Origin of the sequence: Lachnospira multipara LB2003 (assembly GCF_000702205.1) — a bacterium.
In the GTDB taxonomy this organism is placed as follows: domain Bacteria; phylum Bacillota; class Clostridia; order Lachnospirales; family Lachnospiraceae; genus Lachnospira; species Lachnospira multipara_A.
On record NZ_JNKW01000009.1, the window covers coordinates 38,715 to 51,614 of the forward strand.

A 12,900-nucleotide genomic window follows, 5' to 3' on the forward strand; every position below is an offset into this window, starting at 1 on the left:
ATGGTTAAAACACAAGCCCCTAACTTTAATATAGTGTAATTTAGTAGCACAAAAGCTGGAGCTAAACCAAGTAATGTAACCACTACCTCACCATAATTTTTTATAATCTCATCCATATTACATACCTATTAAAACCTTAACAAATAGCCCCACAACAAAACTTCCCATTATAATTGCGACCAGGCACGAACCAAATTCTTCTAAAATATTTTCCATACATGTCCTTTCTTTACTACTGCATTTACAAAGCTACCATCAACTACAAGCACATTGTAATTACTAAAATTAAGTCTATAGAAATCTTTATTGCTGCTAAAAAGGTTGGGAAATATTCTAAAAACCTTAAGCTGCTTGTAATATTCTTATATTTATCGCCATCAAATTTAAGGGCTAATTCATTATTTCTTTCAACTAACATATTAATTGTTTCATCCGCGCTTTCGCTATCCATATCATTAATGGAATAAAGAGTTCTAACAGCTGTTAATACATCAAGGCAATCAAACTCACTTAAAAACTCATAATAGGGTTCAACAGCCATAGGCTCCATGTCTAATTTATTCAAAAACACATTCAAATTTTCCTTTAAAATCACAGGACATTCCTTATATGACTGTTCTAATGCCACATATAAAGGTGCTCTTGAAAGTCCTAAACTTAAGTCTCTTAGCCAACAAGTAAAGCCATCTCTTAAGTCATCAAGCGCAATTTTTTTTGCCCTTTGTTTAAGCCTTATTGGATGAATTAAGACAAGTAACAAGGCTATAGTAAAATAAATGGCATATATCTTAAACTTAAATAAAAACAGAATTATGCTAGCTAGTAAAAGTACGAAAAGCAGTGGTAAGCTTTTTAGATAGAGCTTTTTTAAATCAATCTTAAAAGCATTTTTATAATTAACTAAGATTTGTTTATCTGTTCTTTGATTGCTTAAAAAATCTCCCTTATAATTTCCAATAGTCCAGGTTGTAAAAATTAGACATCCTATTAAAAAAGCTGTGGTTGATATATTATATTCTAAGCTCTTTGTTATATTTATAATCTGTCCAAATTTTCCAAGCATAATACATAAAGTAGACGTGACTAAAGCAAGTCCTATACTAATTACAACTCCTATAATTGTATCTGTTCTTATCTTTTTTAATTCACTAATAAATTTGTAAACTCCACTAACCCAAGCATCAAAATCCATATTTAACACCTGTAGGGATTTTTTATACCTGCCACCCTTAGTTTCAACCAAGGATAAATATCTATGCAAAGCTCTCATTCTGTCACATCCATATTTAGCCTCGATTATTTCAAAAGCATCCTTATATACATCTTCACTGACTCCAAAAGAAAGCTCGTTTATGGCCTTTTTTATGCATTCCTTTAACTCTCCCTCAGCTATTTTATAAGTGTCCTTTAATGCTATATCTATTTTTTGAGATCTAGAAAAAGAATAAAGCATTTGGTGAAGATATATATCCACATCTCTAAATTTTTTCTCATTATACTTAGCACTATAAATCCTTTTGATTATATATGGCACCATGAAAAATTCACTTAAAACAATAATGCCTATGCATATTAGATTTAATTGAAAAAGCAAACCTGCAACTATTCCAAGTACAAAAAATCCTAAAAGAAATCTAATATATACCTTTAGTTTAAAAGAATCCTTTAGCTCTAGATTATCATTTATAAGGCTCTTAAATGAGAAATATCTTATTATTTTTTTCATTTAATCCTCTCTTTTGTATTTCTTAAATGGATCAGTAATTCCATATCTTAAGAACTTAAATTTAACTTTTTCTGGTAGATTTTTATTAATAATTTCACCATTATCATAGATAACTACACATTCATTATTCTTGTCTCTATTTAAAAAACCTACCTGTGTGACCTTTCTTTTTTCATACTTATCACATTCTACTAAGACTACTAAATCTATATACTTATAAATATTATTTATGAATCTATCAGACACACCGGAATTACGAAGCATATTAAACATTCTATCTGGCATATCGCGAATATCATCAAGATGCATGGTTGTCATACAATTAGCTCCTGTAGATAAACTATTTAACAGATCTAATACCTCATCGCCTCTTGATTCTGAAAGTAATATCCAATCTATATTATGCCTTAGACCAGCCCTTATAATATCTGCATATGAAACCTTGTTATCCACGTAAAATTCAACACATTTCTTATTTGGATTTAGTTTTCTATAATGGATTTCCTGATTATCTTCATATACTCCTACCTTTTCGTAGGCTGGAATAAAAGTGGATAGATACTTTAAAAGTTCTGTTTTTCCTGCATGAGGCTGTCCACCTATTACAGTACTTAAATGCGCTATAACACTATTTTCAAGTAGATTAAGTAGCTCCTCACTTATATAATTACTTTCTATTAGACTCTCATGTCCAAACCTTAATTTTTCTGGGATTTTTCTAATGGCGACACTTTTTTTAGAACTTCTAGACTCGTGCCAAATTGAAATACGCAAAGTTTTTGTATTAGCTTCTAGAATAGGATGAATTCTATTAAATGGGACTTCCATAATATTAGCCAACTTGATACTTAAATTATCAACATATCGATCTGATAGTTTCTTTGAAGAAATTTTACATCCCTCACCAAGTTTTGTAATCCATAAATTATAGCCGTCCCATTCAATATCAGTTATATTTTCATCATTAATTTCATCGATTAACTCACTAAATAACTCGTTCTTCCTATTTGCTAGAACTTCTTTTAGTTCTTCATTAATCATATAAAACCTCTTTATTTTGTCTCAACTTCCACAGCATTTAGTATTTGTTGTTCGTAGGAAATATTATCTACTGCTGTCTTAGTCTTAGTACTTACAATAGACACAATTGCTGCTGTTAAAATAGTTGCAGCCAAAACTCCTGCCAAGGCAATAATAACCTTACCGTAATGTTCAATTATTTCATGCATATAATTTCTCCTTTTGTATAAAAAATAAAAATTGGGAACATAGGTTTAAGAATTAACCTTAAGAAAAAAGATTAGAAAAGCTTTTCTAAAAGAAATGTTATCATACGATTAATTTAAAGTAAAGATAAAAAAATAATTAGTCCTATTAATTCATAAAAAAATAAGGGGCACCTAAGTGCCCCTCATAATTTGGAAGTCTATGATTATAAGATAAAACCATATTTAATTGAGTTCCTTAGATCTCTTTCCTAGTAAAAGAAGCGCCATTCCTGAACTAAGAACTAAGATACTAATAGGTATAATTGGACTTGCATCTGCAGTCTTTGTTGTGTCTGCTGCTACTGTGCTAGCATCTGTCTTTGTATTTGTATCTACTGTATTTGAAACACTAGCATTATCTGCTGCAACTTCTCCTTCTTCTTTAGCATCTGAAGGAATTGTTGTGTTATCTGTGTTTCCTGCATTTCCTGTGTTATCTTTATTATCTGTGTTTCCTGTATTTCCTGCATCTTCCTTATTATCATCAGGATTTGTAGCAGTATTGTTAAGAACAAAGCTTGTTGTTGCATCGCCATCAGTAGAGCCTACTACAATTACGTGATTTCCCATTTCAAGTGCTTTTAAATAATCAGCATTTACTGTAACAATTGTTGAACCGCTCTCAACTGTATAATCCTTAGCATCAAGCTTTATACCATCAATTGATACATAGTCAAATTTAGCAAAATCAGCTTCTGATCTAACTGTTAAACTATCGCCTAGATTAATAGTTTGATTTGCACCATCTATAATCTGATATGTAACTCTATCTGACTTAAATTCAGGATAAAGTGATTTAGCATTATCTGATGTTACATCAAGCTTAGCACCTGTTCCAGCTGCTGCATTACTTGTTAATACAAGTAAACCATGCATATTAATTGTTCCGTCTTCATTTCTTGTTGGAAGAACAGAAGTGTCTGTTGATTCAAACCAATCATCACTAACTACAACACCCTTATTATTATGAGCACTCTCACCATCAAAGATATAGTTAGTATCTGTTACAAGTGAAAATGGAATTAAATCTGAAGTTGTTGTATTAGCTGTTGTTGTTACTGAAATAAGACCCTTTACATCCCATTCCTTAAGTAAGCTAGCCTTTGTGTTAAGACCAACATTGTAATAAGAGTCATCTCCTAGGGCATTGCCATATGATGTACAGTTAAATACCTTACAATCAGGACAACTATTAGATGTTATACCCTTACCATTATTAGCAAATGTTACTGAATTAATTAGTTCGTGACCACCCTTCATGTAAGAGCCACCAAGCTTAAATCCGTTACCTTCACCAAATACATATCCTGGAGCTGTTGTATCATCAGTTGTTAACCAGCCATTATTATAGGCTACACAGTTAATAATCTGAACCATACCTATTTCACCAGAAATAGTCTTAGCAAATAAATCCCAACCATCATCGATGTTGTTATGTCCAATACAACCATAGAACACATTACCAACACCTGATGTTAACTTAGCTGCAAAACCATCTGCATCGTTTCTTCCGCTATCACAGTTATCAAATGATTCGCAGTTCTTTACTAAATTATATGAAGGCCATAATAAGCCACTCATACCAGCTTCTCTTTCAGCACCATCATTTCGACTAATCTGAATTCCTGTATTTCCTGAGCCTTCTACTGTACACATTTCGATTGTGTTATAGTTACCACCAATCTGGATTCCTACAGCAGATGGCTTATGAACATAAATTCCATAAATATCCCAATAGCAACCTGTTAAGCTAATTCCCATTCCTTCAAAAATAACTTTATTTGGTGTTTCAGCTACTAACTTAATATGAGCATCTTTTGTACCTGAGTTACTTCTTGCAATTTTTAACTGATTGCCCTTATAGCTACCATTTAATAACAAGATATACTGACCAGGCTGTGCATAATTAACAGCTGTCTGTACATCTAATGGATCATCTTTAGTACCTGTGGCACTAGACTTACCATCTGGTGATACATAAAGAATATCATTTACATTACCAACAGTCTTATAATTTACTGTAATCTGACCCTGTAATACATCATATGATGTAAGGTCCTGATTTGCATCTGGTGTAAACTCATACTTAATAGGATTTGATGCTCCTGTAAGTGTTACATTAGTTCTTAAAACTTCATTTGCATCTAAATGACCTTCATAAGCCACACTTCCATCTACGTTAAAGACCTTTACGTTACCAGAAACTGTAGGTGAATAAATAAATTCGTAATCCTTTACTGCAGAGATATTTGTTGAATATACTCTAGCACTTGGATTTATTTTTTCTGCTTCCTTACCCTGGCCAACACCTGTTGAACTAGATGTTGTAAATTTAATATCACTAATCTTTACAGATACCTTTCTAGCTACAAAAACACCTACTGTAATTGAGCCATCTTCCTGAACTGAAAGGCATGAAAGATCTGAATTAGATAATTTTACACCATTTACATATGATTCCCATGCATCATTTGTCTTTTTTAATGTAAAGTTATATGTCTTACCAACACTAAAATCTACTTTCTCACCATTAGCTTTATTCTGAATTGTGTTACGAGTTACACCATCATAGCTTGTTGTATCAGTAGATGTATATCCTGTAATTATTCTCTGACCAATAAACTGTCCCTTGCTTGAATACATCTGTGTTGAAACTGAATTAAAATATTTATGAACATAATCTGGTGCTCCAAAGAAGTTATATCCAGCCATATCACAAGCAATAATACCAAAACCTGTCTGGTTATCTGGTGTTAAAGATGTATCTGTAATTTCAAAATTAGCTGAAAGTTCGAAGTTTTCCTCATTAGGATTTACTGTTGTATAGTAATACTGAAATCCTTCCTCACCATCAGAAATCTTACCATTACTTGCACCCTTAATTTCAATGTTTCCTGTTGTATTAGACACATCACAAACATTTCCTACATGGCCAATCTTAGTTTCTGCCTCATCCTTTGAAGAAATATTAATGCTTGTTACATCTCCATTCTTGTCAGTAATTACAGCATTAGTTTCCTGTGCAGAACCAATTGTTGCTATATTCCATGTTCTAAATTCAGTGTTCTTAACCTCAACACCTGATTTTACATATTCAGCAACATATCCGTCAGAATTTCTTGTTGCTAATACCTTAAAATCATAACTACCAGCAGGGAGACTTACTTTAGCGTTAGCATTTTCTGTCTTAACTAAGCTAACAAAATCTGATGAATCTGCACTTTTTGCTAATAATTCATAGCTATCAGCATCCTCTAAATTCATCCAGTCAACTGACACAGTTCCATCTCCATTAGAAATAACTGATTCAATAACTGGCTGCTTAACTGCTAAAACATAGCCAGTTTTTACAAATTCATTAGAATATTTAACTGCCTCTCCACTACGTTGTGCAGCTACCACTGCCTTATAGTTTCCACTCCAAAGAGGTGTAAATCTTGCGCTCTTAGTTGTATTATTCTTAATTGCTACTGTATCCACTTCATAATATGTACCATTAGATTCATAATAAAGTGTTACCTGTAAATTATCTGCACCAACTAGCTTATCTACAGTACCCTCAAAATTAACAACTAAATCCATTCCATCTTCATCAATGCCTGTAACATATGGTGCCTCTACTTCATCCCAAGGTGTCTGCTTAGCATCTGAAACTGGATTGTATGTTACCTGCCAAATTTGAGCTGTTGCTCCTGCTAAATAAGCATAATATGTCTTTCCTTCCTCTACACTAAATTCCACTGACTCAAATGCTGAAGAAGTTCCTGTATTCTCAAATTTTGTAGCAATATTTCCATCTGAGTCAACAACATAAAATGTCTTACCCTTACCAATCTTAGCATCAATACAAACACTTCCTTTGGCTGTTGCCTTATATTCTAAATAGCAACCACCATCAGGTATTGTACCAGTTGCATTCTTTCCATTGGTACTTGCTTTAGCAGAACCTGCCTTAGCGTTCTCTCCTATTGCAGAAAAACCATCTGCAAAGGTCTTATCATCTGTTGCTGTATTACTAGACCAGCCCTCTCCTCGTAAAACAAGATTAGAATCTGAATCCACACCTACCGTTGCAAGTAAATCCTGTGATGTCCATGTGAGTTTAGATTCCTTAGTATCAGTTGTTGCTGCCACTGCTGTTATTGGTGATAAAGCACCTATGTAGCCAATGCTTGGATACATACTTGTCACCATAAGAGCGGACATTAAAGAAGCGGCAACCCTTACTGCTTTGTACTTCTTTTTGTTTCTTGACATAAATTACCTCCCTAATATTTTAGTCAAATTCTACAAAAATTTTAAAAAATATATCTAGCGGTGTTTAAAAGCTTTATGTAATGCCACCCCATTTATAATATTCGCTCCATAAACACCTTACTAGATAAATTAACCAAGGAATACATTTCCCCGACATAAATATTATACATTTTGCACATAAACAGTCTCCACCCACTTTAATGGGGGTATTTTTAGCAATAATCGGTCTTAGGCAAATTTACCATTAATCCTTTTTTGAAAAGATTTTAATAGTGCATTATTACCTATAAAAAAAAGAGCCAATGATTTACATTAGCCCCTTAAAAATTATATACATTATTCCTTATTACTTCTGCTTTGTAAGTTCAATAACTTCATTAGTCTCATCTGTAATAGTTAATTTATTCTTTGAAATCTTGTACTGATACTTATCTTCTTCAGTCTGTCCAAGTAAAGTCATCTTAATTGTGATTTCATCATCTTTAACTTCGTATTCAAATGGAATTGAAACTCCGCTTAAATCAAGTGAGCCCTTACCATCTTTTTCAAATACGAATGTGTAAGAAATATCATCCTCAGATCCTGACCATGTTCCCACTAATGAGTTTCCTTTACATGCAACTAAAGCAAAAAGCATTACTGTGCAAAAACTCATTGCAAAAATCTTCTTTAACTTATTCATCTTTATCCTCCAATAAATTTTTTGACATGCTTTAATATACATATTTTTTTCTATCTTGTCTAGGATTTTTACACATATCTTCTTGTCATTTTAATAATTCTACTTATTAATTCATCATAATGTATTCCATCTGCTGCCGCTATATTAGGGAAAACACTGGTATCTAACATATTAGGAAGACTATTTACTTCTAGAAGATAAATATCTCCTTCTTCACTCATTATTAAATCTGCCTTAGCATAATGTTCAATTCCAAGAATATCACAAGCTTTCTCCACAATTCTCTTCATTTTTCTTGTGGTATCCTCATCTAGTTTTGCAGGACACACCTTTTCATTTTCCAAATCTGGATCCCATTTGTTCTTATGGGAATTAAAGCCTGTGTTGCCAGTATATTTTATTTCCATAATGGAAAGAGCCTTACCTTCAAGGAAACCAACAGCAAATTCACGGCCCTTAATATACTCTTCAACAATAATATTATCATCAAGAGCAAAGGCATCCCCAATAGCTCTTTGGAATTCCTCATCGTTATTTACAATAGAAACTCCAATGCTTGAGCCTGACATACTTGGCTTAACCACACAAGGAAATGGTACATATTCAGCCCTATGACCCTTCTTTAAGGTAAAGCCCTTAGGCATAACCACTCCACCTGGAACAAGAACTTTCTTACTTAAACTCTTATCAAGAGATAAAAGACAACTCATCTGACCAGAGCCTGTATAGTTAATATCATATAAATCAAAGACACTTTGTAGATGGCCATCTTCACCAACCTTGCCACTTACACATATAAAGCATAAATCAGCCTGCATGCATAACTCAATAACATTTTTGCCAAATATTCCCTGTCTGTATTTTTTTCTCTTTTCTACTTCATCTTTAACAGTTGCAGTCTTATTTTTAAGTATTATTACTTCGTCAAGCAAGCTGTTATTCTCTGTAAAAAAATTATCTACTCTTGAATCATCAATTCCATAAAGCAAGTCAAGAATATTAGCATTATGCCCCTGTCTTCTTAAAGATTGACAGATATTTTGTGCATTTAACAAAGAAATGTCTCGTTCACTACTAACTCCACCAGATAAAACAACAATATTCATATTCCACCTCTACTTTTATAAATATTTATTGTGTCCTTTTTGTTCAATGTAACTAGTTAAATGTCCTTTTTGTTCACTATCTATCTTTTAAAGGAATATATTCCCTTCTATCCTGTACATTCATATAAGCAGGTCTAATAATTTTACCACAGTTAATTAATTCCTCGATTCTATGAGCACTCCATCCAGATATTCTTGCAATAGCAAAAATAGGTGTGTAAAGTTCCATAGGAAGTCCAAGCATTTTATATGCAAAACCGGAATAAAAATCCACGTTAGCTGAAACACCCTTATAGATTTTACGTTCCTTAGCAATTAATTCAGCTGCAATTCTTTCAACATTAGTCATTAAACGATACTCATCTTCTTTACCTTTTTGCTTTGAAAGCTTCTCTACATAACCCTTAAAAGCTCTAGCTCTTGGATCTGAAAGGGAATAAACTGCATGTCCCATACCATAAATAAGTCCAGTTTTATCAAAAGCTTTTTTATGAAGAATTTCGTCAAGATAACTTGTTAATTCATCCTCATCTTCCCAGTTTTTAACATGTTCTTTAATATCTTCAAACATCTTAACAACCTTTATATTAGCTCCACCATGTCTTGGACCCTTTAAAGAACCAAGGGAAGAAACCACAGCAGAATATGTATCTGTACCTGATGATGTAACAACATGAGTTGTAAAAGTAGAATTATTACCACCACCATGTTCTGCGTGAAGAACTAATGCCACATCAAGTAATTGTGCCTCAAGCTTAGTATATTCGCTATCCGGTCTTAATAGATGAAGTATGTTTTCTGCAGTTGATAGGTCAGGTCTAGGCTCGTGAATAATTAAGCTGCCTCCAAAAGTTGACTGCTTATAGGCCTGATAACTATACACTGCAAGCAATGGAAATTCTGATATAAGCTGCATACTTTGCCTAACCACATTAGGAATTGAGACATCATCTGCCCTAGAATCATATGAATATAGCATAAGTACACTTCTTGCAAGGGCATTCATTATATCCTTGCTTGGTTTTTTCATAATAATATCTCTAACAAAGTTTGGAGGAATCTGTCTATAATCTCCAAGCATAGCTGTAAAGCGCTCTAATTGCTTTTGATTAGGTAATTCTCCAAACATAAGTAAATATGTTGCCTCTTCAAAACCAAATCTTTTCTCACTTGTAATTCCAGCTATGAGATTTTCAACATCAATGCCTCTATAATAAAGCTTTCCATCACAAGGATGTGAAACTCCATCTTTATCTGTATAACTAGCAACTATTTCGCTGATTTCTGTAAGACCTGTAAGTACACCCTTACCATTTAAATCTCTAAGTCCTCTTTTAACCTGATATTTTTCATAAAGTGGTTCCTGTATCTTATTATTATTTCTTGCTTTTGTGGCCAAGTCCTTTATATCCTGCGTAATTTGTGAAAAATTCTTTTCCGTAACTTCCATTAGTTGCCCTCCAGTTTTCTATCTCCTTAACCTTGCTCCTTCATACTTAGTATGTGCCTCAAGCACTGACTTTAATGATTTAAACCTTGTATTTAAATCCCCCTTATCTACTACAATATCAAGGGATTCAGCAAAAAGATCAATTAAGTCATCATTAATATTGCTTCTAAGTAGTAATAATGCATCTAATTTGTCTTCATATTCCTTAGAATCAAGGAATCTCTCAACTAATTCTCCAACACGCTTAGTATTAGATACAAGTAAATTATCCTCTCTAGCTTCGCTATTTGCACTAGTTTCATTGGCTATATAATCTGTATTTCCTGCATTTGCACTAGTTTTACTAGCTGTGTCTTCTTCTATATCAGATACATTCCCCTCTGCATCAATATCTACCAATGTAAATCTATATTTTGCCTTAACTTCTGGGTATTTTTTGTGATCGACTTCACTAAGAAACATGTCTATCGGTCTTACATATAGCTTAAAATCACCATATAATGCCTGATATAACACAAGAGCTTCCTTTGTTTCTGAGTGATAAACCACATCAATTGCCTTGTATAATTTATTTTTAAAATGTTTATAAAATCCGCCTTTTACTAATTCTCTAGCCATTTTTATTCCTCCCGAAAATGAATATAGTAATTTCAATCAGATAAATTTTTAGTTGTCAAAAAACCGATTATGAATTAAATATATTTTACTATAAAATATACATATTTACAAATAGATAGATAGAATTCAAAAAAATGAGACAAATACGCATAAAAAAAGAGCTTCATTAACTTCATATGGATTTGACAAATGAAATGCGTTTTGGAATTTGTTTTGAAATTCACTGAACAACATCCCCGTATGAAGTGTAACTCGTCCTAATTTTATCTTCATGTAATACGCCCTCACTTTCTTTAGAATCATTAATTACTTTTCAAGTTCCTCCACAGCCCGAGCAAGTTGTTCCTGGAACGTGATTGGTCTTTCAAATTCCGCCTTTCCCCATTTTGTTTTTACATCATTAATGTCCTTTATTTTCATTGATAGCTTTCCATATCCAGGAGCATTTATCATCGCTTCAGTATACGCTTTTAGAATTATTTCTTTTAGAGTTGCTTCAATTAATCTACAACCATATTTCGAATTGGCGCTTTTCTTTAGTTTTTCAAGAACGGGCTCTTCTATTACGAGCTTGTTTAAGTTGAAGCTTTCTGTAGCTTCATTTACGCACTTTTTAATAACCTTTTCAACTGATTCTTCAGATAATAGCTCATAGTTCACAATGTATGGGAAACGTCCAATAATTTCACTTGAAGCTCCTGCATCTACCATATCATCACGAGTTAATGGTTTGTAGTGCTCCTTATTTTTATCAGACCATTCCGAGCCTAATCCAATTTGGTTCGGCTTATTGTTACAGCTTTCTCGATACAAGTCAAAAGAACCTAATCCAACGAACATTAATTTATCTGTATTTACCATTAATCCTTTTGGACCACGAACCTCTCCGCCTTCAATGATAGTGAGCATTCCAGATTGCACTTCACGATTAACATTTTCCCCAGTACCGCTAAAAACAGGCACCATCTTCTTATCAAATTCATCTAAAAATACGATTCCCACTGGGTTCTCAATTCCTTCTTGGAAAAATGGAATTAAGATTGAATTTGCATCTTGTCCTTTGAATCCGTTTGATGTTATTGCTGACACGTCATAAATATAAACGTACATACTAGGAATCTGTTTACTAAAATAATCCTTTAATGCCCTATATGTTTCTGTTTTTCCACAACCTGATGGGGCTGATAGTAACATGTTGTTTTTTATAGGAGTTCCATTTAACACTCCACTTAAGTAATTGTACACATTTGCAAGAACTAATTTTAAAGAATCCTGACCTATGACACGTTTTGAAATCTCATTGTAAAACTCTGAAAATGGTGTTCTCTGAAACCATTCATATATTTCGTTCTTAACTGTTGTTTCGTATTCCATGCTTGCAAGTGTTAAGACTCTGGGTTCCTGCACTTTTTTAAAATCTTTATTAATATCCATTTTGAATACCACCTTTCTTTATTATTATTCATTTAGTTTGAATTGTACGTTTGACTCTTCACTTAACATAAAGTCTCTATATTCAAGCTGATATTATAAATAAGTGCCAAACTTAAAATTTTGTGACATGTTTTTTGTATCTTTTATGCGTTTTTTCATTCACATCTCTAATACGTGCCACTCTTAAAATTTTGTGACAACTATAAGTCGACACAAAATAAAAAAAGTATTTTTTATTACATCGTTAATACGTGCCACTCCTAAAATTTTGTGACATAAAAATAGAGCCCGTGTTTACGAGCTCTATTGGGTTATATTTAACAAAAAAGCCGACTAGATTTCTCTAGCCGACTTCTTAT

At 32.9% G+C, this 12,900-nt stretch carries 9 protein-coding genes; all 9 read right to left on the minus strand.

Annotated elements, in window-relative coordinates; genetic code table 11:
* Positions 1 to 259 precede the first annotated feature (259 nt).
* Positions 260 to 1,726 (minus strand): hypothetical protein, encoded by a 1,467-nt coding sequence (locus tag T537_RS0106820; RefSeq protein ID WP_031556845.1) that lies wholly within the window; start codon positions 1,724 to 1,726, stop codon positions 260 to 262.
* On the minus strand, positions 1,727 to 2,767 hold the full coding sequence (locus T537_RS0106825) for an ATPase, T2SS/T4P/T4SS family (RefSeq protein ID WP_051637179.1): 1,041 nt from the start codon (positions 2,765 to 2,767) through the stop codon (positions 1,727 to 1,729).
* Positions 2,768 to 2,778: 11 nt separating this feature from the next.
* Positions 2,779 to 2,955: a hypothetical protein gene (locus tag T537_RS12855; protein ID WP_155895242.1), complete on the minus strand. Its 177-nt coding sequence runs from the start codon at positions 2,953 to 2,955 to the stop codon at positions 2,779 to 2,781.
* Positions 2,956 to 3,177: 222 nt separating this feature from the next.
* The gene (locus T537_RS0106835; RefSeq protein ID WP_031556849.1) at positions 3,178 to 7,251 is read right to left on the minus strand and encodes a polysaccharide lyase domain-containing protein; all 4,074 of its coding nucleotides are present in this window, start codon (positions 7,249 to 7,251) and stop codon (positions 3,178 to 3,180) included.
* Positions 7,252 to 7,597: 346 nt separating this feature from the next.
* The gene (locus T537_RS0106840; RefSeq protein ID WP_031556851.1) at positions 7,598 to 7,933 is read right to left on the minus strand and encodes a DUF5640 domain-containing protein; all 336 of its coding nucleotides are present in this window, start codon (positions 7,931 to 7,933) and stop codon (positions 7,598 to 7,600) included.
* A gap of 68 nt (positions 7,934 to 8,001) precedes the next feature.
* Complete coding sequence (locus T537_RS0106845; protein ID WP_031556853.1) at positions 8,002 to 9,039, minus strand: D-alanine--D-alanine ligase family protein; 1,038 nt, start codon at positions 9,037 to 9,039, stop codon at positions 8,002 to 8,004.
* 76 nt (positions 9,040 to 9,115) lie between these two features.
* Positions 9,116 to 10,489: a citrate/2-methylcitrate synthase gene (locus T537_RS0106850; RefSeq protein ID WP_027438387.1), complete on the minus strand. Its 1,374-nt coding sequence runs from the start codon at positions 10,487 to 10,489 to the stop codon at positions 9,116 to 9,118.
* Between the two features lie 18 nt (positions 10,490 to 10,507).
* The gene (locus T537_RS0106855) at positions 10,508 to 11,107 is read right to left on the minus strand and encodes a DUF1653 domain-containing protein (protein WP_031556856.1); all 600 of its coding nucleotides are present in this window, start codon (positions 11,105 to 11,107) and stop codon (positions 10,508 to 10,510) included.
* 306 nt (positions 11,108 to 11,413) lie between these two features.
* Positions 11,414 to 12,541, minus strand: coding sequence for an AAA family ATPase (locus tag T537_RS0106865; protein ID WP_031556858.1), 1,128 nt, complete (start codon positions 12,539 to 12,541; stop codon positions 11,414 to 11,416).
* Positions 12,542 to 12,900 lie beyond the last annotated feature (359 nt).

Coding starts and splice junctions, on each gene's coding strand:
- T537_RS0106820 (WP_031556845.1), bottom strand. CDS start 1,726: ATGAAAAAAATAATAAGATATTTCTCATTTAAGAGCCTTATAAATGAT.
- T537_RS0106825 (WP_051637179.1), bottom strand. CDS start 2,767: ATGATTAATGAAGAACTAAAAGAAGTTCTAGCAAATAGGAAGAACGAG.
- T537_RS12855 (WP_155895242.1), bottom strand. CDS start 2,955: ATGCATGAAATAATTGAACATTACGGTAAGGTTATTATTGCCTTGGCA.
- T537_RS0106835 (WP_031556849.1), bottom strand. CDS start 7,251: ATGTCAAGAAACAAAAAGAAGTACAAAGCAGTAAGGGTTGCCGCTTCT.
- T537_RS0106840 (WP_031556851.1), bottom strand. CDS start 7,933: ATGAATAAGTTAAAGAAGATTTTTGCAATGAGTTTTTGCACAGTAATG.
- T537_RS0106845 (WP_031556853.1), bottom strand. CDS start 9,039: ATGAATATTGTTGTTTTATCTGGTGGAGTTAGTAGTGAACGAGACATT.
- T537_RS0106850 (WP_027438387.1), bottom strand. CDS start 10,489: ATGGAAGTTACGGAAAAGAATTTTTCACAAATTACGCAGGATATAAAG.
- T537_RS0106855 (WP_031556856.1), bottom strand. CDS start 11,107: ATGGCTAGAGAATTAGTAAAAGGCGGATTTTATAAACATTTTAAAAAT.
- T537_RS0106865 (WP_031556858.1), bottom strand. CDS start 12,541: ATGGATATTAATAAAGATTTTAAAAAAGTGCAGGAACCCAGAGTCTTA.